This is a genomic window from Paenibacillus sp. A3 (assembly GCF_001399685.1).
Lineage (GTDB): Bacteria > Bacillota > Bacilli > Paenibacillales > NBRC-103111 > Paenibacillus_G.
Map to the genome: position 1 here is coordinate 58,838 of NZ_JTHN01000021.1, position 23,970 is coordinate 82,807.

General features: G+C 53.7%; 15 protein-coding genes. 2 read left to right on the top strand and 13 right to left on the bottom strand.

The window, feature by feature from the left end; genetic code table 11:
* Window positions 1-13: 13 nt before the first annotated feature.
* The 12 genes from QJ48_RS02620 to QJ48_RS02675 all read right to left on the bottom strand — a co-directional run bounded on the left by QJ48_RS02620 (window position 14) and on the right by QJ48_RS02675 (window position 19,375).
* Window positions 14-415, bottom strand: a complete 402-nt coding sequence (locus QJ48_RS02620; RefSeq protein ID WP_054972105.1) for a LytTR family DNA-binding domain-containing protein — start codon at window positions 413-415, stop codon at window positions 14-16.
* 105 nt (window positions 416-520) lie between these two features.
* The gene (locus QJ48_RS02625; protein ID WP_054972106.1) at window positions 521-6,043 is read right to left on the bottom strand and encodes a cadherin-like beta sandwich domain-containing protein; all 5,523 of its coding nucleotides are present in this window, start codon (window positions 6,041-6,043) and stop codon (window positions 521-523) included.
* Between the two features lie 383 nt (window positions 6,044-6,426).
* Window positions 6,427-8,175, bottom strand: a complete 1,749-nt coding sequence (gene uidA, locus QJ48_RS02630) for a beta-glucuronidase (protein WP_063858000.1) — start codon at window positions 8,173-8,175, stop codon at window positions 6,427-6,429.
* 132 nt (window positions 8,176-8,307) lie between these two features.
* Window positions 8,308-9,372, bottom strand: a complete 1,065-nt coding sequence (locus QJ48_RS02635; RefSeq protein WP_054972108.1) for a peptidyl-prolyl cis-trans isomerase — start codon at window positions 9,370-9,372, stop codon at window positions 8,308-8,310.
* A 100-nt stretch (window positions 9,373-9,472) separates the two neighbouring features.
* Window positions 9,473-11,575, bottom strand: coding sequence for a DNRLRE domain-containing protein (locus tag QJ48_RS02640; RefSeq protein ID WP_157261481.1), 2,103 nt, complete (start codon window positions 11,573-11,575; stop codon window positions 9,473-9,475).
* Between the two features lie 204 nt (window positions 11,576-11,779).
* On the bottom strand, window positions 11,780-13,396 hold the full coding sequence (locus QJ48_RS02645; protein WP_054972110.1) for a helix-turn-helix domain-containing protein: 1,617 nt from the start codon (window positions 13,394-13,396) through the stop codon (window positions 11,780-11,782).
* A 3-nt stretch (window positions 13,397-13,399) separates the two neighbouring features.
* A complete protein-coding gene (locus tag QJ48_RS02650) occupies window positions 13,400-15,187 on the bottom strand; it encodes a sensor histidine kinase (protein WP_054972111.1) in 1,788 nt (595 codons plus the stop codon).
* A gap of 159 nt (window positions 15,188-15,346) precedes the next feature.
* Window positions 15,347-15,907, bottom strand: a complete 561-nt coding sequence (locus tag QJ48_RS02655; protein ID WP_054972112.1) for a DUF1273 domain-containing protein — start codon at window positions 15,905-15,907, stop codon at window positions 15,347-15,349.
* A 31-nt stretch (window positions 15,908-15,938) separates the two neighbouring features.
* Window positions 15,939-16,538: a response regulator transcription factor gene (locus QJ48_RS02660; protein ID WP_054972113.1), complete on the bottom strand. Its 600-nt coding sequence runs from the start codon at window positions 16,536-16,538 to the stop codon at window positions 15,939-15,941.
* On the bottom strand, window positions 16,535-17,671 hold the full coding sequence (locus QJ48_RS02665) for a sensor histidine kinase (protein ID WP_054972114.1): 1,137 nt from the start codon (window positions 17,669-17,671) through the stop codon (window positions 16,535-16,537). Before QJ48_RS02665 ends, QJ48_RS02660 begins: the two co-directional genes overlap by 4 nt.
* Window positions 17,672-17,697: 26 nt before the next feature.
* A complete protein-coding gene (locus tag QJ48_RS02670) occupies window positions 17,698-18,747 on the bottom strand; it encodes a fatty acid desaturase (RefSeq protein WP_054972115.1) in 1,050 nt (349 codons plus the stop codon).
* Window positions 18,748-18,880: 133 nt separating this feature from the next.
* Window positions 18,881-19,375, bottom strand: coding sequence for a hypothetical protein (locus QJ48_RS02675; RefSeq protein WP_054972116.1), 495 nt, complete (start codon window positions 19,373-19,375; stop codon window positions 18,881-18,883).
* A gap of 177 nt (window positions 19,376-19,552) precedes the next feature.
* Between QJ48_RS02675 and QJ48_RS02680 the strand changes: the two genes are divergently transcribed.
* Entirely contained in the window at window positions 19,553-20,164 is a 612-nt protein-coding gene (locus QJ48_RS02680) for a TetR/AcrR family transcriptional regulator (RefSeq protein ID WP_054972117.1), read from the top strand.
* A gap of 11 nt (window positions 20,165-20,175) precedes the next feature.
* Window positions 20,176-21,489, top strand: a complete 1,314-nt coding sequence (locus QJ48_RS02685) for an MFS transporter (RefSeq protein WP_054972118.1) — start codon at window positions 20,176-20,178, stop codon at window positions 21,487-21,489.
* Between the two features lie 166 nt (window positions 21,490-21,655).
* Here QJ48_RS02685 and QJ48_RS02690 read toward each other — a convergent pair whose 3' ends face one another.
* Window positions 21,656-23,746: a TerD family protein gene (locus tag QJ48_RS02690; protein ID WP_054972119.1), complete on the bottom strand. Its 2,091-nt coding sequence runs from the start codon at window positions 23,744-23,746 to the stop codon at window positions 21,656-21,658.
* Window positions 23,747-23,970: the final 224 nt, after the last annotated feature.

The window sequence follows — 23,970 nt, forward strand, 5'->3', positions numbered from 1 at the left end:
ATCAAACAGTAAATCAATGACGCTGTGAATTCAGGTCGGTTTCTTCGTTCGCCTTCTGCTTTTCTCTCAAATGCTGTACCGTCTGCCGCAAACGATCCGCTTGAATCGGCTTCAAAATATAATCGAGCGCATTAAGTTTAAAAGCGTCTGCCGTACACTGGCCGCAACCGGTCACGAATACAATCTCGGTGCCGGGAACGGCAGATTGCAACTGCTCTCCCAGCTGCAAGCCGTTGATCCCGGGCATGTGGATATCGAGAAACACAACATCGGGCTGATGCTTTGTCGTCATGTCAACCACTTGGCTCGGATCCATACACATTTCGATGACTTCAACACCACCCACATCACATTCCAGCATTTGCCTGAGCTGCCTCAAAGCCAACTGCTCATCGTCCACAAGTATCGCTCTCAACCGGATTGTCCTCCTTTTCCATTTCATATTTCGGCTAAAGACTCTCAAAAAGAGAAAAACCACCGCCGGTCTTGAAGCCCCGGCAGTGGTCGTTTCGCTTACGAATCAATCGATAAGATGCGTTGTTTTCAACAGCCTTTGAATAAGCGCCGCGGTTTCCGCACGCGTCATGCTGTCTTGCGGCTTCAGCAGCTGCTCGTCTTTTCCTTCGACGATGCCGGCCGCTATCATCATAGCTACAGCTTCCTTCGCCCAAGAAGAGACGTTCTTCGCATCACCGAACGCCGAGAGCTGCGCATCCTGCTCACTCGGACTAACGGCTTTTTGAGGATCGATCACACGATACGCGCGGGCAATCATGGCAATCCCCTGCTCTCTGGTGATCTGCTGTTCAGGCCGGAACGAGCCGTCTTCATAGCCAAGCACGATGCCGAATTCATTGGCAATGGTCACGGCACGATGGTGCCAAGCCGACGAAGCAACGTCATGGAATGTGCTCTGCGGCGCATCCTGGCGCATGAGACCCAGACCGGAGACGACGATGGCCGCAAACTCCGAACGGTTCACACTGCGATCCGGCGACCACGTATTGTTCCCCGTTCCCGCAAGATCCAGTCTCGCTGCAATATTGTTCACTTCTGCTTTGGCCCAATGGGTCTTCACATCATCGAAGTCCTGCGGATTCCAAATGACGGAATACGTGCCATGGCTGCGCAAATCGTTGATCAGCGCAAAATAGCGGCTGTCGATTTTCGTAACGACCGTCGGGACATGGAACACCGTTCCGTCCGGGTTGACGATAACGCCTGTCGTGATTCGATTCGGATCGATGCCTTCGGGCAGCGCAATGTATTTCGCGGCATATCCGTTCAATTGTCCCGCTCTGACCGTACGTCCCTCGCGGGTGAAGGTCAAATCGAGATCGACCGGATCGACGAGCAGTTCATATCCTTCTGCTGTTGCCTTGCTACGGGCATTTTCGATCTGTGCAGCCGAAGAACGCTTAATGTCAACATGGACCGCAATATCGCCAAGCGCTGCATTATTCCATTGCTTCGCGATGGCGTTCAAGTCCAACTGCTTGCCAGGAACCGGGTAGATCGCGAGCAAGCTGCTGATTTCCAGGCTCGAGCCGGTATCGGCCAGCCGCTTGACCATCGCTGCCGTCAAACCATCCACCCGGACATCGCCTTCCTTCGGAACGCGGATGGCGAGCTTCTGCCCTTGGCCTTGCGACAACAGATCGTTCAGCTTGCCTGCGTCGACTTGAATCGTCGTACGCGTGCGGCCTTCTGATTGCTCCGTAGTTCCTGTCGCAAACGAAGCGTCTTTACCGTTCACGCTCGTTTCGATACCTGCCGGGTTAGAAGTAACTCCGCCTCCCCAGTACCCTCCACTGTTTCCACTCGATGTGGTGGAGTCGGACGCTCTTGTCACGGTAATCGTATATTGCTTCACTTCACCGTTCCGATCGGTTACCTTGACGACGATTGTGTTGGTGCCGACATTCAGCGCATAATCCGGGCTCGTCTTTCCATTGGACAAGGCTGTAAACGCCCCGCCGTTGACACTGATTTCGATCGTGGCCTTCGGATCAAGCGCCACCGGTGTCCATCCAAGCTGATAAACGCTGTTCGACACGCTCATCGTGTAGGCTTCTTTGTCCGGATCGAAGGCCGGATTGAGACTTCCGGTAGAAGGCGTCAGCGAAGCCAGCTTGCTCGAGACGCGCAAAATTTCAATCGTGTAACTATTTTTCTTCCCGTTCGGGTCGGTCACTTCCACCTTGATCACATTCCGGCCTTCCTTCAGAGGCAGGTTTTTCCAAGACGCTGCGTTAACCTCTTGACCGTTCAAGGTGACCGTAATCTTGCTATTCGGATCGAGCGCTTGCGGAGCGATGCCGACACCGTAGACGGCATTCGATACCACAGCCTCATAATTCAAATATTTATTCCCGTCAAACACCGGAGACAACGCGATTGGTTTGCCGTTCTTCGAATCGACCACATCCAGCTTTCCAAGCACGGCATCCGACCGGTTTAATTGATTGCGCGCGGCAGTCAGTGCAGCCAATGCCGCATCAATTTCCTCTTGCGTGGCGTTCGGATTGCTCAGCACCGCCACGGCATCAACCAGCGCCTTTTGCAGCGCTTGCCAGCTCGCCGGCGTATAGTCGGCTTCGTTCAGGTTCTCCCCGTTAATTTCATCCGCTTTCGCTTGCAGCGCGGCTTTGTTCACTCCTGCATCTACAGGGGCCAGACCGGTTCGGGCCGTTTCCAATGCAGCCAGCGCCGCGTCAACTTCCGCTTGCGTGGCGTTCGGATCGTTCAGTACAGCCGCAGCGTCAGCCAGCGCCTTTTGCAGGATTGCCCAGCTTTCCGGAGTGAACTTCGCTTCAACCAGGCCCTCGCTGTTGATTTTATCGACTTTCGCTTGTAGCGCGTCTTTTCCAACGGCCTCCAATGCCGCTCTTGCCGCTACCAGCGCGTCCTTCGCTGCATCAACCTCTGCCTGGGTCGCATTCGGCTTAGCCAATACGTTCTTTGCATCAGTCAATGCACCTTGCAGCGCTTGCCAGCTTGCTTGGGTGTAGCCGTCTGCCTTCAGCTTTTCGGCCGTAATCTCGGCCTCTTTGTCGCGCAACTGGCTTAAGTCTACCAAAGTCTTTCTTGCCATCTCCAGCTTGGACAACGCTTGTCCCAGCTCGTTGGGGCTCGCGGCCGGCGATTTCTTCAGCAAAGCTTTCGCCTCGGACAACGCGGTCGTCAGCTCTCCCCAGCTGCCAGTCGTATAATCGCCTTCCTTCAAACGTCCGAGATCAAGCTCAGCCTGAATTTCGTCCGCTTTGGCTTTCACCTGTTCAGCCCAGCTGCCCAACCCTTGCCGTGCGGCTTCCAATGCAGCCAGCGCCGCATCGACCTCTTCTTGGGTAGCATCGGGGTTAGCCAGTACGTCTTTTGCAGCCGTCAAGGCAGCCTGCAGCACAGCCCAGCTTTCGGGGGTGTAGCTATCTTTGGTCAGGCCCTGAACCCCGCTTATGTTGACTTGCAGCTTGTCTTTGTTCACCTTCGCAAAAGAGAACACATAGCCGTTGGCAAGCTTGCTGCTGTTGAACGTCGCTTCGCCCGCCGCATTCAGCGGAATAAGCTCTGTCGTCGTCCCGGCCGCGTCACGGATGACCAAATAGTACCGGACAGCCGGATTGTCCGCTGCCTTATCCAGCTTCAAGGTAATGTCCGCGTCCTGCCAATTTGTTTTCTCTACTTTGAATTCCCGCTTCATCAACTTCAAATCATGCTGCTGCGTTTGTTGATTTTCCTTGATGACATCGTCATACTTGATCGTCCCATTGTTGTCGCTGAACGTGAAGAAGGATAAGTCCGCTACCGAATTCGTATTTTCCGCATTCGTCGCTTTGATCTCGTTGCCTAAGGCAACGGTCACCAACGCGCCGGCTTCCTGGGATTTGGATTGCTTTTGCAGCAGCTCGCTTCCATTATCGCGGCCAATGCCTGTAATCCGGTTGCCGTACCCGGCATTGGCCGCAGCGGTCCACATCTTATCCGCCCCGTTGCTGGCTACGTAATCCATTTTGCCTTTGTTCAGCGTCAAACCGTATTTCAGTGCCAGATAGCTTTCAACCCGCTGCTTCTCAAGCTCGGTTTTGCTTGCGGGAAAAAGGACGACCTCGGCAACATCGCCTTTGTAATGATCCCAATTGTTCGTGCTTCCCCCGCCGAAGGTGCCCCCGATGACCGGGGTAAATGTAATCTCGTTGAACGTCTTGTTTCGGGTCACGGGTTGGGGCGCGCCATCCAGTCTGCCTTGGGAGTCGCCCGAATTGGCCAGATCAAAACCGGCCAAATAATATCGGCTTACATCGCGGAACGGAAACCCGTGATAGGTGACGAGCGCTCCGTTGCCGAGCCACAATTTATTGCTCCAGCCCGCGAAGAGACCTGCTCCATAACCGCCCGGACGAGGAGCTGCGGAACCTACGACCGTCCCCGCTCTTTGCTTGAAAACCGCATACCCTTCTTTGAAACGAATTTCCTTGCTGCCGATTAAAACCTCATTCGGATTTTGACTGGCTTTCGCCGTATTCTCAAACGTAACGGCCGGATTAAAGTTGACGGCGCCCGTCTTATATTGCGGTGTTCCTACAACCGTAAATTGGTTCGTATTCGTCTGATCGGCCCAGCCGGTCAATTGTCCTCCTGCCGCCGCGGCGTCTTTATCCGCTTTCAGCCATAACGATGCGCCGGTTACGCCGCCGGGCACTCTAGGGGCCAGTATTCCCTCAGCGAACGTAAAGTACGAACCGACTTTCAACGCGTCGCTGTTGATCGTCACTTTACCCGTGGAATCCAACTGGAAAGCAGCCGGCGTCCCCGTGAATCCGGGATTATCGCCGATTAGCAAATAGGTCGGCTTCGTGCCGATCCCTTCCAGCTGCAAGGTGACCTCTCGATCGGCCCAGTTCGTTTTAACGAACTTGAAGACGCGTTCCATCCGCTTCAGGCCCGAGTTGTCGACATCCTTACTATAAGTTGTAGCGCCATTATTATCGCCGAACATGATGAAAGATTTGTCGTTGGCGATACTGCCGCTTGCAAAGTCTTTGTTGGAGAATCGGATCTCATTCCCCGCCGCGATCGTCACCAGCGCCCCGTTTTCCTGGGACTTGGACTGCTTTTGCTCCAGCCCGCTGCCGGAATCTTTGCCGATGCCTGTGATGCGATTGCCGTAACCGGCATTGGTCTCTTTAGACCAAACCGTGCTGCCTGTGCTGTCAACGTAGTCCGACTGGCCTCCGTTCAAGGTCAGACCATATTTCAGCGCGAGATAGCTTTCAATTTTGCTTCGATTGCCAGCGGTGCTTTCCGAAAAAAGGATGACCTCCGCAATCTCTCCGTCGTAATTCGCCCAGCCGCTGCTAGTGCCTCCAATCATTGGAGCGAATTCTAACGAAGCCGGCACAGGATAGCTTCCATTATTTAAGCTCGCAACTCCGCTTTTCCCGTTCACACTCACATCAGCTTTCTTTGCGCCGGTTGAGATGTCATATCCGGCCAAGTGATGGCGGGCCTTGGCAGTGTTGTTGTCAAAAGAATACTGATAGTACGTGTAATTCGTACCGTTACCTACATAAAGCTTATTGTCTTGAATTCCAAAAACGGCGGCTCCATAATTCGCCAAATTGTACACGGAACCTACGACGGTGCCGCTTCCCTTGAATACGGCATACCCGTCGGCATAATTCACCTTTTGCTTACCGCTCAAGTAGCCATTTAGAGCGTCCTTGTTCGAAAAGGTAACGACGGGATTAAAGTTAACGCCGCCAGTCCGATAGCCCGGCGTTCCGTAGACTTGAAACCCGACCGTGCCTGTCTGATCCTCCCAACCGGTAAGCGTGGTGCTAGGATCGGAAGTCGCAGGAGTAACGCCTGCATCCGCTTTAAGCCATAAAACCGCCTTGTCCGCCCATGAAGGAAGGGTATTTCCTGGAGCCGCATCCGCCTTCAGCGGGGCGATTCCGCCGGAGAAGCTCCCGAGCACCAGCGCCACAATGAGCAGCAAGGCCATCCGCTTTCTCCAGTAAAACTGGATTCGTTGGAAAAACACGTTTTATCAATCCTCCTCCGTTTTTTTGGCATTTGGTGCCTCTTGGGACTACTATCCGCTAAAACACCGTCCGCCAGATTTCTACATTTTCCCTGCCTACATCAGTATATCAATCCAATCTATACAAAAAATATACAATCCCAAGGTCCTATATATAAATACTTCCTTTTAAGTAAAGTAATTTGCCTCACGCATTTCTTGTTCACTGCGTCGGTGCATAAGCCAGAGGAATCGTTCATTGTCTTGGCACTGCCTAATAAAAAAAACGCCGAGCAGCAAAATTATGCTGCCTGGCGTTCATACGAATGGGCTATGACGGCGATCCGTGCGCGAGATAAGTTGCTACGCTGCGTCCGCCGGTGATTCCCGGCGCTCGATACGCCTCAGCGCGATTCTCCGCCCCAAAGCGCCTTCAGCTTGTGCGCCGAAAGCTTCGGCTGGCGGTCGCGCGTGAACACGCCCTTGCGGTTGACGACGACCCGCGAAGGGGTCTGGCTTGTCTTGAAATCGGCGAACGACCATACGTGAGCGCCGATCGTATACGGCTTTTGCCGGATGATCTCATACTGCCGGGTAACCATTTCCGCCTGATATTCCTCGGAAAACACCTCCGGCGGGTCGACATGCACGCCGGCGACCGCATCCGCTCCGAACTCCGTCACGATCACCGGCTTGCCGAGAACCTCGTAGCAGCGGTCCAGCTTCTCGCTCAGGATGCGGCAGCCTTCGTCCAACCGGCCGGCCTGCTCGTACCAGCCGTGATACCGGTTAAGGCTGACAAAGTCGTAATGCTTCAGCGCGACGTCCTTCTCCACATCGACGCAATTGACAATCGTAATCGGCCGCGTATCGTCCAGCGATTTCGCATGGCTGTACAGCGCTTCATAGAACGCATCCGCCTCCGGGGCCAACGTATCTCCTTCGTTCGCCAAGCTCCAGGCGATAACGCACGGGTGGTTGACATCGCGTTCGATCATTTCCGTGATCACCCGTTTCGCTTTATTCAGGATGGCCGTTCCTTGATAATGGCTGCGGACGAAGCCGACGAAAGGCGTTTCGCCGATAACCAACAGGCCGTGCTTATCCGCATAGCTCAAAAACTCGTCGCTGTACGGATAATGCGACGTGCGGACCGAATTCGCTCCGATCCAGTTCAGCAGGTTGAAATCTTTGGCGATGACCGCGGGAGAGATGCCTTTGCCCAGTACCGGGAAATCCTCGTGCATGCCAAAGCCGGTGAGAAATACCGGTTTGCCGTTCAGCAAAAGCTCGGTGCCCCGAATCGACACGGTCCGGATGCCGAACGTTTGCACGTACTGATCTATCACTTGGCCATCCCCGTCCGTCAAGCGGACTTCCAATTCGTACAGGAAGGGGTCCTCCGGACACCAAAGTCTTGCCGCCGGAACGGTGAAGTCAAAATCAACCGAAGGCCCGGCCGCTCCAATCTCCACGGACGAACAGCATTGCGTGCCACGTATGCTAACGGTGCAAGCTCCTTCGAAGCCGTCGCTTAGAGCGACATGGGCTTTGACTTTGCCGTCCGTGCCGTCGATCTCCGTCGTAATCCGAATGTCGCTGACAAAGGACAGCGGAGTCGTAAACAGCGTCACCGAACGGTGAATGCCGCCATAAGGGAAAAAGTCGTAGTAGTTGTTCGGATACTGTCCTTTGAATCCGACGATCTGCTCATCCTCCACGTCTCCCGGCGGAAGACGGTCGGCCGCAATCGCGGCGTCTACCCGGATCGTAATGCGGTTCGGGCCGTCCCACCGGACATGGTCGGTAATCTCGAACACGAACGGAAGGTGAGCGCCTTCATGCCGGCCGACTTCCGTCCCGTTGACCCAAACGGTCGACAAGTAATTGGCCGAGCCGACGCGCAGCCAGACCCGTTCCGAGCGAAGCTGTCTGGAAAGCTCTATCTCCCGCTCATACCAGCCCGTGCCGAAAAAATACATCAAATCTTGAAATTGCTCGTTCCAGCTGGCCGGTACCGCGATTTCCCTGTCGGCTGGCAGTTGAAGCGGCCATCCCCGTTGTTCCCCGTCATCGTTAACATCCGGTGCAAACTTCCAAAATCCGTCTAGCGAAATCATCGCTCTGGAACTACTTGATTGTGGATACAGCATAAGCTCCCTCCGTCTTCGATCATCTCTGGTTGCATTCCTACGAAACATGATAGCACGGAGCGCCTGCGAAAGATTTGCATGATTTTTACCGGATGTGTTCATTATTTTGACTTATTGGCACGCAGAGGCAAGCTAACGCACGGCAATCTCGTCATACACCTTAGGATGGATCACGATGTTCGCGTTTTCCGCCGTCTCGGTTACCCGTTTGCCCAACTGGTCTTCGGCGTACTTCCACTTTAGCCGCTCCTGAACATCTTCAAATCGGAGATCCCCGCCCGGTGTGCGCTCCGTACATTGAAGGACGAATACCGATCCGGCCGTTTCGAATAATTCGCTGACTTCGCCCGGCTTCAGCTTGCGGACAGCAGCGAACACCTTTTCTTCTTCCTCGCTGCTATCCACAGCATAGGTCGATTCGTCGAATGTTCTTTCCTTTACCGACGCGTTTACCCCAAGCTGCCGGACAACCGCATCGGCCTCCTTGCTGCCCGCCAACCCGGATCGGATTCCGTTCATCGTCTCCACCGCGACGCTTCTTGTTAAGGAACTGGCGCCATCCCCGTTTCCAAAAGCCAATTCAACGACTTGCGTACGAATACGGTCGGGCTTCTTCAGCTCCCCTTTTTTTCGCATGCTCTCGTAAGCAGTATGCAGCGCCTCATTCGCGGCCCGAGCTTCATGGTTCGCAGCATAGTCAAGAAGCTGCCGTTTGATCGTGTCGTGAACGTGGTTGAAATAGGCGATCTCGCTATATTCGCGGGGTCCGAATATAGGCTGGCCCTTCTTCACAGCCTCTGCTCTTCTTTTGTTTTCTTCGGCCAGACTCTCTTTAAAGCCTCTGTAGCTGACATCGTCCGTCAATCCGTACTGCTTGGCCAGAAGCTGCTCTGTCTTTATGATTTTAAGCTTTTCCAGCGTTTTTTTCTTTGCCATCTCCAATGGAATTTCACCGTTGAAGCTTTTCGTCCAAAATTCCGCACTATCTTGCACGCCATAGGTTTCATGAAAATATCCATACACTTCCGCTACGCGATCCTTTAGAACCATTTCAAATTCACCTAAAACAACAGGTTCCCCGTTGATCGTCAAAACCTCTGCATAAGCATCGCGGCCGGACCGCTGTCCGAGCAAGAAGAACAATAAAACAAGCAAAGCTGCAAGCAGCACAATGAAAAGCGGCATCCGTTTCTTCATGCGAAAAGCCTCCTAAAGCATCAAGGAAATAGCAGAGACTCCGTCATCCAAGCTTCTGCTATTTCCCGATGGTCCTGACAATCCCTCTAAGTATGGGAGGTTATTGCGTCAATACGAGCTGCGGCTTATTGCTCGCGGCCTCTTTGGTATTGAAAGAAACGTCTCCCTTCGAGCTGGCCGCGCCTTCGTTCACCAGCAAGAACGACACGAGCTTGTCCGACATTTGGCTGTTCACATAGTTTGTCACATCGAATTCATACCATGTCCCGACCGTATTGCCTATGACCACGCTGCCAATGAGTATCGTACCAGCCGGAGCGTTGTTCCAGTTGATGCCCGTCTCGCTCCAGCTTTCATCCGCGGTGCCGTATAACTTGACCGTTCTTGAAGCGTCCGTATTGACGGCCGGGACATACACCTTCACTTTGGCAGAAGCTGCGCTTGAACCGCCAAAGGTTCCGTAATTGAACTTCAAATAAGATTTTCTCGCGTACCCGGACGCATCGGCTTTGACCATCATCGTCGCCTCGGTGCCGTAATTCGTACCTGCATAAGCTCCGTCCCTGACATAGGAATCGGCGGTTGGCTCATAGCTTACCGAAGGCTGGATCGGACCGCTCGACGCATACTCGAAAGCGCCGATATCCGGATTGCCGTTGTACAGAGCCGTGCCCCAGAAATCTCTGCCGCCGTTATTTGCCACGGAGACCCCGCTGTTAATGAGCGGCGACGTTGGCTGAAGCTTGTAGCCGTTCAACCGGTTCGGATCGTTCATATTGATGTTCGTTTCTCCGGCGCCAGGATTGACGAGCTGCGGATCGGCCGTTACCAAACCGGGATGCGACACAGGGCCGTTGATGTCGTCAATGGTTGCCGGGTAGAAGCTGTTGTTTTTGAATACTGCTGAGGTGCTCCAGGCCTTCTCCGCGAACTTCGTAATCGTTCCGTCCGCTTTAATGATATTGTTATAAAACTTGACCATATTGGAATCGTTATCAAAAACTTGGGTCGTCACGTTAGGTCCCACATAAATGGTATTGTTGTAAATTTCGTTTCCTGCACTGGTGCTATGATAGAAAAAGATCTCCTGACCTGAACGGTAACCGTCGTTTTCGCTGATGTTGTACCTGAATTTCAAATTGCTCGCGCTGGGCATAACCAACACGAGTCCGCCGGAGTTATTGTGGCTGTAGTTATACTGGAACACGTCTCCGATGCAATTGTTGTCCGAATCGAAGGCTTCCCCGTCGTTGTTGCCGCCGCTTCCGCCGTACACTTCGTTGAACTGGACGACGGCTCCCGTCGTATAGTGCGTCCAAAGGCCCGCGTAATTGCCGGAAGACGTTTTGCTATGGTTTTTCACCGTGTTGTATTCGGCCAAGGCGCCGGACAGCACTTCCGCCAGCACCATGCCGTCTCCCCATACCTCTTCGACGAAGTTGCCCCGGAATACGACATTCGTGCTGATCTTCGGATAGCCGTTGCCCGCATCCGATTTCGTGCGGATCCCTTCCTTAGTCACATTGGCGACATGGTTGTTCTCCACCAGCACATCGTTAAATCCGGCCTGCAAGCCTACCGTAGCTTTCCCGTCTTTGTCGATATGCGTGCCGAAGAAGATGATTCCGCCGCTGTTTTTGTTGCCGTTCACATCCGAATTCACATCGTGAACGTAGCAATTTCTCACATAAATATGGTTTTTCAAGCCCGATTGATTGTTGTACACCAGAATACCGGCCCTTGAGGACACAATGGAAGAGCTGAAATTGGTCACCTCAAGGTTATTAATTTCCCAATATTCTTGATTGTACAGCATGACGGCGCCTGAGGTGTTCGCGGGATAGCTCGTGCCCGCTCCGTTAATAATCGGCTTGGCGCCGCTTCCGTAGCTGTCGATCACAATCGGATTCCCGCTCGTTCCCGATCCCTTGGGCCACAGCTGGCCGGTCCAGACGCCACCCGATTTGAACAAAATTTTGTCGCCGGGCTGAAATGTCGTGCCGTTGACTTTGGCTAAAGTAGCCCATGGCGCGGAAGAGCTTGTTCCGGCGTTCGTGTCGTTTCCGCCCGCCGAATCGACATAGTAAGTCGTTCCGGCCGCATGCGCAGGCTCAGGGGCGACGTACAATACTCCTGCCAATTGCAGCAGCATGGCTATGACGAGGAGTACAGCAAAGCTTGCTCTTTTACGAGGAAGGCTCATTACGAAATACCCGCCTTTCGACTAAAATAATTTCCTGCTGTCAGCGAACGCTATGCTCAAGAAAGCGCACTCATTTTTCATCCCTCCGTTTCCGTCCGCTAACCCCATATTATTGGGCATGGCCCTCCCCGAACAGGCACGATTTACACCACTTTTACTCATTTTTTAATCCATTTGCCCAAGGCCGGACGCAACACGGCGTTCTCACCCTTTCCTGGACGAACGGTAAGCACTCGGCAAAGCGCCGGTATGGGCCTTGAACAGCTTCGTAAAATAATTTTTGTTCTCATACGAGAGCATGGCGGCGATCTCCTCGACGGTTTTGTCGGTCCGTTCCAGAAGCTCCTTCGCTTTCTCCATCTTCGTTCGGGTGACGAACTCGACAAAATTTTCTCCCGTTTCCCGTTTAAACAGCCGGCTCAAATAGTTGGGATGGAGGTGCAGGTGCGCGGCCGCCTCCTCAAGGCCGACCCGCTCCTGCCACTTGCCGGCGACAAACCGCTGGCATTCCAGCACCTCGCGGCGCTTCGATTCCTTTCTTATCCTTCCGGCGCACTCCACGGCTTGGTTCAGGAAATGTTGAAGCCACTCGCCCAGCTCCTGCAGGCTCGCTAGTTCCATGACATCGTGATGCAGAAGTCCTGAGGAAAAGCTGGTTTGCGTCATCTGAAGAGATTTCAGCCGCAAGCGGATCTCCAGCACGATTTTGAGCATCCATTCCTTCACTTCCACAGGGTGAAACCGATTTTCACGCATAACCCCCATCCATTTACCGACGGTTGCGGCGATGGAGTCCGTTTTCTCTTGCAGCACAAGCTGCCGGAAATCCTCCAAAGCCGGGACATACTGTGCCAATAGCTCGTCCCCCAAGCCTGCGACGGGCAGTGCCTGCTCCATTCGCCCGACCGATCCGTGCGGCATGTAAAACCGTTCTTTTCCCAGCTCAACGAGCGCCGCGAGGTTCTCCTTGAGACGGAGCGGCTCCTTGCAGGGCAGCCCGACCATAAACGAATAAGACACTTTGCCGTATTGAAGCAAACACCTCTGTTGAATACGAAGCATCTCTTCCACCTGCTTCCAGCTCCCGATGCGATGTTCGGAGGAAAAAGGAAACAGCAGCAGCAGCTCCCCCTGCTGGTAAGGGAACACCCTGCAGGCTCCGGTACCGAGCGCTTCCGCCAATATATTCTCCGCTGTATCCCGCAGCAGCTCGGGGGTACGAAACCTCGCGACCGCCTCCCGGGGACGATCGGGAAAGGCCAGCACTGGCAGCCATTCCCCTTGGGAAAAGTCGATCCCATACTCCTGCGCCCGCCGCTCCCAATCTTTTACATTAAGAAGTGGGCTCTGAATGGTATGGAGCATAAAGGCTTGCCGAAGCAAGCTATTGTTCTGCTTCACCTTCGCTTCCATGTCCCGTTTCGCGGCTTCGGAGCTTCTCTCCGCATCAAGCGCCTCCTTCATCTGCTTCAGCAAGTCTCCGATCAGCCCGGCCGTCATCGTTTCTTTCAGCACATAATCGGTCACATGAAGCTTGAGCGCTTGTTGGGCATAATCGAATTCGTCATGACACGAGAGAATGACGACCTTTAGCTTCGGATGTAATAAGCGCATCGCCCGGGTCAGCGACATCCCGTCCATTCCCGGCATCCCGATGTCCGTCACCAGAATATCCACCTGCGATGTCCCGGCAGCAGAAAGCGCTTCTTCCGGATCTTGAAAGCAGCCGCCCAACCGGCATTGAACCGCTTCCCATGGCAGCGCTTCCTTCAAATAGTGCAAAACCGGAAGATCGTCGTCGACAACAAAGACGGTGTACATCCCTTACTCCTCCTCTCGCTGCTGCGGAATGATCAAGGTAATGGTCGTGCCTTGACCCAGCTCGGAATCCATTTCAAAAGAACAACGCTCCTTATAGATGAGCCGCAGACGCTCGTATACGTTCCGCAGTCCGATGCCCGACAATCCCGCGGACGCCCGTTCCTTCGCTGCGCCCTCCCCCTGCAGATCGGCGCGAAGCTTTTCCAGCCGCTCCTTCGAGATCCCGACGCCAGAATCCGCGATTACGATGTTCAGACGTCCGTCTGCCACCAGATGCGCATGAATCGTGATCGTTCCTCCCTTGCGGGCGAATCCATGCAGATAAGCGTTCTCGATGATCGGCTGCAGCACAAACCGGGGCACTTCCGCCAGCACGGCATCCGAAGCCACCGACAGCTTTAGTTGAAGCCGGTCCCCGAGCCGGACATTAATCAGCCGGACATACTGCCCAATCATCTCGATCTCTTCATGCAAGCTGATGAACTCGTTGTTGCGGTTAATCGTCATTCTCAGCAGCGACGACAAAGAACTGATGAGGTCGGCATTTTCCGCGTCGCCGCGAAGCAGAATTCTCATGCGGATCGAGTTCAAAATATTAAATAAAAAATGCGGATTGATTTGGGCCTGAAGCATGGCCAGCTCCGCTTTTCGTTTATGCTCTTGCTCGCGGATGATGCTTTGGACCATCGTCTCGATCCGGTCCAGCATCCGGTCGAAGACAAACCCAAGCCGGCCTACCTCGTCCCGGCCCCGGATACCGGATCGTTCGCCCAGATGCCCGGATTCGATGCGGACTACGGTCTGCGCCAATCTTCGAATGGGGGTGGTCAAAGCTCCTGTCAAATAGAGCAGAACTCCGGCGAACACAATTAAACACAGCGTTTGAATGAGAAAATCGATGCGGCGAATCGCCTGGATCGGCTTGGATGCCTGCTTATAAGGACTCATGCTGACTAGCCGCCACTGCGGATTAAGCTCTTCCGCTATGAGAAGATTGGCTTCGCCGTCGACCTCGATCAAGCTGGCCTGTCCTTCGGATGGCAATTGGTCGCGAAACGGAAACAGCGTGCCGATACGGTCCATCTCCTTGTCGAATACGATCCGGCCTTCCCGATCCGTGATGAGAAGCGTCTCTTCCTGCTTCGAGCTTGAAAACAGCTTTTGTAAAGCGGCCGCATCCAGACTGACGACAGCCACCGCTCTGAGCTGATCGCCGGAGCGAATAGACTTGGCGAGCGTAAGGACGTAAGGATGGCGGACGCCGTCCGTATTGCGCACATAGTTCGGTTCCCCGCCGACCCAGCGGGTCTGATAATGCGCCAATTCGCTCGTTTCCTGGTACCAAGACTTGTCGAACAATTGCTTCGGATCGAAGTCAAAGCTGCTGTAGTTGGCCCAAAAGTCCCCATTCGGCAAAAGAATCGTCAAATACAGCGGATCGAAGGAAGCGAGAATCGCGTCCAGCCTTTTGTTCAGCTTCAGCTTGGTTTGAACGATTTCGTACGGCTGGCGGACCGGGTCCATCTGGCCGAGCTCGGTAACGAATAAATGCAAGTCCGGATCAAATTGCAGCAGATTCAAAATATACAGCATACGATCCAGTTGATTCCCTACGTACTGGTCCACAATCTTTAACGATTCTCGCGAGTTTCCGGTGACCTGCTCCTTCATCACGTCCTGCGTAAACCAGTTGGAAACAAAAAAGGAAACGACGGCCGGCAGCAATAAGCACACGACGATACCCGCCATCAGCTTGCCGCGCAGCGAAAGCGCTTGAATCCATGTCCGCATAGGGAAGCTCCTCCCCGAACCGAAGGTGAAAAGGAGAACATCCGTCCTCCTTGCCTTCATCTTACCATAGCTTGGGAATCAGCGGACTGTTTCTCGTTGCCCATGGCAGCACAAAAAAACGCCAAGCCGCAAAAGATCGACCTGACGTTCGTGTACGTCTTATTCGTCATATTGATGAAGCATTGCCTCTTCCTCGGCCGCGCTTTGCAGATCGTACGCCGTGATGCTGTGGATCGGATAATACTCCTGATCCGCCAGACGCAGCGCTTCCTCCCGAAGGAATTTCGGCGAGCCTTCGTTCTCGTCGTCGTAGACCAGCAGCAGACCGTCGGAATTGCGCAGCAAAAATTGATCCCGCGCGCGAAACTGCCACGGCCCGCTATATTTGCTTTTCGTGACGCTGTTCACATAGTCCGCGCCCGCCAGCACCTGCTGATAAGCGGCTTTCTTCTCTTCGCTCCAGTTCTCCTCCTGCTCCAGGAACGGGGTAATGACGGCGAGCTTCAGCTCGAAGCCCTGCGACTTCAGCTCGAGCGCCGCCTCGGCCGCCCACAGCTCCACGCCCCATTGGCCGCTGACGATCACCCATTCGAGCCCTTCGTCCAGCAAAGCGGCGAACCGGCTTTTCAGCGCCTTCTTAATAATCGCGATACCGGGATGCTTCAGCGAAAAAATACCAAGCTCCGACGCCTTATAACCCGTTACAAGCAAGCTTTTCACGGTACCAGCCTCCTTGTGACTTGTGCAGCGGTTATTTAAACCATCCTTTTTCCTTAAACCGCATGATCGCCTCGATCCGGTTGCTGACGCCGAGCTTATCCAGAATGACGGAAATGTAGTTGCGGACGGTCCCGGTGGTAATATACAGCTGACTGGCAATTTCCTTCGTGTTCTTGCCGTCGGCGATCAGGTGCAGCACTTCCTGCTCCCGCTCGGTCAGCGGATTCTCCTCCCCGTCCGCCTCATCGACCAGCTCCGAGGCGTAGATGCGCCGGCCGGCCATGACGCTGCGGATCGAATCCGCCAGCTCTTCGCTGGGGCTGTCCTTCAGCATATACCCGTGCACCCCGGCCTTCAGTGCGCGTTCGAAATAACCGTAGCGGGCAAACGTCGTCAGGATGATCACCTTGCAGCCGCAGCCCTTCAGCTCCTCGGCCGCTTCCAGCCCGCTCTTCCCCGGCATTTCGATGTCCATGATGCAAATATCCGGCTTATGGAGGCGGACCAGCTTAACCGCATCCTCGCCATGACTGGCCCGCCCGACGACCGTCATGTCCTCTTCCAGGTCGAGCAAAGAAGCCAGCGCGCCCAGCAGCAGCCGCTGATCCTCGGCAATGACAATGCGAATCATCCTCCCGCCTCCTTTTCCGGTTGTTTGAAGACATTCGGCACTTTGATCACGATCATCGTTCCCGGACCCGGACCGATTTCCAGGCTCCCGTTCACGAATTCGAGGCGCTCCTTCATGCCTCCCAATCCGTTGCCCCGCAAGCAGTCCGGATGCTCCGCCAGACCGCATCCGTCGTCCCGCACCCGGACCACGAGCTCCGTCCGCGACGGCTTGATGGCAATCCAGCATGTGGATGCGCCGCTGTGTTTTACAATATTGGTAACAGCTTCCTTAATGCACATGCTGACCACATTTTCGTTCAGCAGCGAGGTGTTGGTCAGCTTCGGGCTGCCTTCCACAACAAAACCGATCTGCGCCGCTTTCAGCATCTGCTTGACCCGATACATCTCATCCTCCAGCCGCGTACCGCGCATCTTGGTGACCATCTCCCGCACTTCCTTCAGCGCGCTTCTGGCGGTCTGATGAATGTCGTTCAGCTCGGCTTGGGCGCGGCTCGGGTTTTTTCCGATCAATTTCCCGGCCAGATCGCTCTTCAGGCCGATGAGCGAGAGCTTCTGGCCGAGCGTGTCGTGCAGGTCGCGGGCGATTCTTTGGCGTTCCTCCAGCTTGACGAGCTCGGAGATCTTCTTGTTCGCCACCTCCAGCTCGTCCTGCAGCTTCTCCCGCTTATTCCGGTTGTATGTGTTCACCGGCAGCAGAATGACGCCGATCAAGCTGACCAGCACAAACGGCAGCTGCGTAATAATGACCGGATTCTGCGTTACGAAGCCGTAATTGATCGAGACCAGCGTGCTGACCAGATGAATGGAATACAGCGTAAAAAATCCGACCCGATGGTGGATATTGCCGATAAAAAATGCCAGAAACAGCGAAAAATACACATAGCCGAACAGCAGGCTCATCGTAATGGAAATGCCGATCTGCACGCTGGTCCAGAAGTACACCAGCCATCCTTTGGATACAAAAGTAAGCACATAGCATATAAAAAAGCCGATGATCATCGTAATGCCGACGACCACTTTATAAGTCGATGAAGAGCTGAAAATGAAATAAAACGGAAGAATATAAAAGACGACCCATACATAGGGGCTGAGTCCCGTATTTTTGTGAATAATTTGAATCCACTTGCGCATGGCGTCATCCCTTTTGGAACAGGCTTTTATTTTCCTTGCAAGCTCGGATTGGGGCTTTTCACTTGATCGGCCGCCGGCTTGCGGAGCAAAGGCTTGATGTCTTTAAAGCCTACAAAGTTCTTGCGCTTCTCGTCCCATAAGTGGAAACGAAGCGACTGCAAGCTGGTGCCGATCGTAAGCGTCGTAACCTTCTGCAGCTCGGGCGTGGCCTCATGCGCCTTCTCCAGATTATAGTTCGGCACCTTCGGACTCAAATGATGCACGTGATGAAACCCGATATTTCCGGTGATCCACTGCAGCAGCTTCGGAAGCTTGTAATAAGAGCTCCCTTCTACGGCCGCTTTCACGTAGCTCCACTGGTCCTCATTCTCGAAGTAGGATTCCTCGAATTGATGCTGCACGTAAAACATCCAGATCCCCAGCAAGCCGGAGACGAAAAAGACCGGGCCTTGAACCAGCACAAAAGCCTGCCAGCCGATCACCCAGATCAGCAGCGCATACAGAGCGACGATCGCCAGATTCGTTACGTAAGTATTGATCCGCTCTTTGCGTCTCGCTCCCCTGCGGTTAAAGCGGTATTGAAGCAGGAACACGTAGACCGGGCCGACGACGAACATCGACAACGGATTGCGGTAAATCCGGTAAGCGATCCGTCTCCATAACGGAGCGGCGACGTATTCGTCCACGGTGAGAATCCAGATGTCCCCGACGCCGCGCTTATCGAGGTTGCTGCTTGTAGCATGATGAATCGAATGGCTGTATTTCCACTGTTCATACGGACAGAGCGTCATCACACCCGTGATATTTCCGAGTATATCATTAGCGAGCCGGCTTTTGAAGAACGATTGGTGACAACAGTCATGGAAAATAATAAAAGTCCGTACCACAAAGCCGCCGGCCACGATGGTGAGAGGAAGCGTTAACCAGTACGAAACGGACAGGCTGGCATACGCCGCATACCAGAGCAGCACCAGCGGCACAAGCGTGTTCACAAGCTGCCATAGGCTTGACTTCGTATCGGTTTTCTCAAAGGGACCAACGTTCTTTTTAAGATGAGCTATACTCGCTTGGTGCATTCGTTTATTTCCTCCTCGATAGGACGCGCGGGGAACGTTATAGAACGTCGGACGCAGGTTTTCTATCCTCCATTATAGAGAAAGCGTCCGGCAGCCTGTAGTCATAAACGTCAGATCGAGGGTATGACAATCGTCATATAGCGCTGGTTTTAACTGGAATTTGATACAGTCGTATAGCCAGATTTAAGGAAGCGTCGAGCTCTCTGATTTTCGCAAAAGCCGGTTCGAGCGTATCGATGACATCATCGATAAACAAATCGATATGGAATTTCAAGGTCGTTCCGAGCTGCCTTCCGTACGGCGTTTCCGGCGGAAGCGCAAAAGGACGCAGCTGGACGGTATTCCCGCCTCTTGCTTGGTCCCTGATAAACCACGAAATAAACTCTAGGGCGACCAAGCCTTCTTCGGACCGTTCGATCTCGAATTCAAACTGGAGGAACACCTCGTTCTCCAGTCCGCCGTTGGTACGCCTTAAAACGGCGTGGGGCAGGTGGGCATAATCGGACAGGGACAGCATTTCGCGGTCGATCGGCTCCAAATTCTCCACGCTGCTTTCTACGCTGACCATTCCTTTTAACCGCAGTAAAGTATCATGAAAATTGCTGACATCAATAGGATAGTTGCTCATGCGATATTCCTTCTCTCTAAGATGATGAATATAGATTCGACAGCGGGGTAAGCGATCCTTTTTCGCAAAAAAAGATGTGCACATTGGAAAATAGCTCCAAAAATCTCTATAGACCGACGGTCAGTCATATGATAGTATACTCTATAGACTGACGGTCAGTCTATAGGAGGTATCGGTATGAAACGAATTGTTAAAGATCCGAAGACGCGGCGCCAAGAGATTCTGACGGTGGCCGGAGAACTGTTTCGACATCACGGCTATGCGGGTACGACCGTGGAGGCGATCATTCAGAAGGTCGGCGTGGCGAAAGGAACTTTTTATTATTACTTTAAATCGAAGGAAGAAATTCTGGACGCGCTTGTTCACGAGCTGGTCGACCGGCTCTGCGAAGTCTACCGACAAATCGCGGACGATTCTGCGATGGGCGTGATGGATAAGCTGCGTCAGATGCTGCGGGGACAACATCAGCTTGCGGTCAACGAAAGCGAATTGATGGAAGGACTGCACCGGCCCGAGAACCGGGAGCTCCACGAGCGGATCAACATCGAGATTATCGTGAAAATCTCGCCAGTATTAGCCCAAGTCATCGAACAAGGCAAAAAGGAATCCCTGTTCGATGTAGAGTATCCGCTGGAAACCGTCCAGTTTCTTCTGGCGGGATCACAATTTTTGCTGGAGTCGGGCCTCTTCCACTGGAATCAAGAGGAGCAGACGAGACGGCTTAAATCGATGCAGGCGATGATCGAGAGGTCCTTAGGCGCGAAGCGGGGCTCCTTTTCGTTTATTTAGGGGGTGCGGAAATGAACGTCCGGGATGCAGCGTTTCGAAAATTTCTTATCGTTTGGGCGGGGCAGCTCTTCTCGGCGATCGGGAGCGGACTGACGGCTTTTGCGCTGGGTGTCTTTGTGTTTCAGAAGACCCAGTCGGCCATGGACTATTCGTTGATCATTCTTTTCAATTTTTTGCCGTCGTTTCTTATGCTTCCGTTCACCGGAGTGCTTGCCGACCGGTTTGACCGCAAGAAGATGATGATCTTGGGAGATGCCGGGTCGATCATAGGTATCTTGTTCATTTTGTTCGTCATGATGTCCGGAAACGTGGAATTGTGGCACATTTATTTGGGAGTCGCCTTAAGCTCGGTATCCACAGCGATCCAGACCCCCGCGTATAAAGCCGCCGTCTCGGATCTGGTGTCCGAAGAGCTGTATTCCCAGGCCAGCGGGCTTATTCAGTTGGCGGGATCGGCGCAATATCTCATCTCTCCGATGATAGCCGGGTTCCTGGTCAGTGTTTTTGATATTAAGCTGGTTCTCATCCTGGATATCTTGTCTTTCGTGATCGCCGTTGCCGCCGTGCTGGTGATTACGAAGCGCGAGGCTGTCCCGCGAAAGCAGGACAACGGGAATTTTTTCCGGGATCTGGCCGATTCCTTCCGCTATCTCCTCTCCCGGAAAGGGATTCTATGGCTGGTTGTGCTAACCTCCATGGTTTGCTTTTATATCGGGCTGCTTCAATCGCTGTTCGGACCGATGGTGCTGGCCTTGGCCGATTCGAGGACCTTGGGGATCGCCCTTTCCTTATCCGCAACCGGAATGCTGGTAAGCAGCCTGTTGATCGGCGTAATCGGCTTAAAACGAAGCAAGGTGTTCATCCTCTCCCTGTTTCTTGCGCTGGCCGGTCTGTTCTATGCCCTGATGGGCCTGTTCCCGGCCGTTGCGATGATTACCGTGTTCGGGTTCCTCTTTTTCGTCACGCTCCCGTTTGTGAATACAAGCCTGGAGGTGCTTATCCGGACGAATGTCGATAATGAAAACCAGGGCAGAGTATGGTCCATGGTTTACTCCATCTCGCAAGTGGGCTTCATCCTGGCCTTCGGGTCGGCGGGCTTCTTATCGGATCACGTCTTTAACCCGCTGCTTCTTCCGGACGGGGCGCTGAGCCAAACGGTCGGGCAGCTCATCGGGACCGGGCAAGGCAGAGGCATCGGCTTACTGTTCGTTCTTTCCGGATTGTTCGTCGCTCTCCTTGGTCTACTGATCGGCCGGGTGAAGAAAATCAAAGCGCTGGAGTCGGACGCAGCCGGGGAAGCAAGATCAGCTGATGTGTCTGGCTGAGCGGCGGGACCGTGTCCGGCCAAGGCAGGCGCACGGGAAAAAGCCGATGTGGCATTCAGGCTCCTCGCCTGATGCTTCATCGGCTCCCAGCATGTGTGACGACGGGTATTCCTCATTCTGTAAAAAAAAAAGAAACGCCCCTTAAGGCGTTCCAATGTACGTCCGGTCACACAACGAATTCCGACATGATGGTGCTAATGTCATAAGGCGTAACGCCCCGATCCACGGCAAACACCGTTTCGGCCTCGTCCGCATGCTCTACCTTGCGACCTCTGGCCGTTGCGTGCAGCGTGAACAAATCATACAGGGTCGGCTTCGTCAGCGTGGTCATGGCTTTTCCCATGAGGACCATCCCTTTTTGATTGCCCTCGACATTGTTATAGTAGTACGGATGCTTCTTCAAAGCCAGATCCGTCCAGATCACGGTTCGCTCCACCAGATCCAGAATGACCGGAATGGCGATCTGGGTATCTGCGGTGAGATCGATTTTATCGGCCACGGTCGAAGGTTCGAATACCTCCCCGGTCTTCGGGGACTGCCGCATCATCCAACCGGCATAGCATTCCGGCAAGTTGCAATAGGGCTGCTCTGTGAACGAATTCAGCGAGGCGACGATGAATCGACCACCATACCGGACGATCGAAGGAATATGCAGATCGATAAACTCACATGCGCCTTGGGGAGCCGACGTAATATCTCCGCTATGCGCGGCTTTGTATTTGTCGGACCGCAGATTTGTGTACGAAATATGCTCAACATACTGCCAATTCTTATCATACATCACCGCCGACAAGTCGATATCGACGCGCCCCGTATGCTTGCCGTTGACCATCCCTTCCTTCCACCAGAGGAAAAAGCGGATCGTATCCCCTTCCGGCATCCGAACCCGGCTGCCTCGAACGATGGTACGCAGCGCCTTGCTGGCCGACCGCTGCGAGAACGGCATCAAATACTGCTTCAAGCTTTCGTCGATATAAACGTCTCCTAGCGGCGGAAGCTCCGAGAAGCGGCGGATTAAGGTACGTCTGCATGTGTCGACCACCGCTTCGCAAACATCCTGATGAATACCCGGCAGCGTATTCGGAATGGCCATGGCCTTCGCCACATTTCCTTTCGGGAAAAAGGTGCGCAGCTCGCGCATTTCCTGTCGATGGCTAAAATGAGCCATGACCTGCAGCAGCACCGGCGTAGATGCTTGATCGGCGACCTCGGCGAACTGGCCGATCACTTGCGCGGTATCCTCGGACAGCCGCAACAGATGATCCAAGCGTCTGGCAAATTCACCCGCGCGCGTTTTCAGCAAAGCTGCCGCGAGCAGCGTATCCTTCCGGCGAAGCGCAAGCTCCACTTTTCCGCCGAACGTTTCGTACGGTTTATCGTTGCGGAGAATATCGAAGGCCTCTTGGCAGCGGGCATACCGTTTTTTGTATTCGGCGGGGTGCAAAATTTCTCCAAGACGTATCCAGCGATGCTTATAGCGCAGCATATCTTCGACGATATTGCCGCACCGTTCCAGCAGCCCCAGAAGCAAGCGCCGTTCGGCACGCTTGAATTTGCGGAACTTCGTGTTCGCCGCTAGGCTAACATCCCCCTCAGAGAGCGCAACAGCCAAGCGCAGCACATCCGTTGCCGTCTTCACGTATTTTCCGACGAGGTCTAGGCTGGCCTTGTTGTATTTCAGCAGCGCACCGACTATAAAGCCCACATTTTCTTTCAGAGGAATCTCGTCCGGCAGCACGGCGCTCAGATCGTCGTAGGCTGCGATGACCCACTCGATATCTTCCTTGTCTTGTTCGGAAATCGAACCGTTCGCCGCGATGAGATTGCGGATCGTTTGATCAAACTCTTTCTGGCTTCCCAGATCGATGATTTTCAGATCCACTTGATCCAGCAGCGGGAGTCTCTCTAGGGCCTCGTGCTCGGGCAGTTCGAGGGTGATGTAGTGATAGATGGCGTTCAGATACAGCTCGACTTGGCTGAGCAGCATCACTTGCTCGGGAAAATTGGGGTACATCGGCTTGAAGTTCACATTCGCTCCCAGGAGCGATTTCAAGTCTGCCACAAGTTGGTGGTAGAACGCCGTAAACTCTTCGATGGACAGGGTGCGAAGGACTTCCATTAACGATTTGGAGAATGTAAAGCCCAGGTACTCGATATTTTTCAAGGCCGTTGCCATATATTTATCAGGAAGAACATGACAGCCGGGGTGGACGATGACTTTTCGGTTTCTTCTCAGGTAAATGATGACGTTTCTCATTATAAGACTCCGGGAAGCAAAGAATACGGCAGCCCGGATGCCTCCTCTCCATAACGGATGGATCGTCATCAGGAAATTCGCATCTCTAATATCAGGGATTAGGTAGAAGGAAGAGATGCGATAGCCTGATGGTCCATCTCTTCAGGAAAGCCGCCACCCTAAGATCAGGGTAGGTGTAGAAGGAAGGATGGCGATAGCCTGAAGAGATTTTCCCGGAAGTGCGC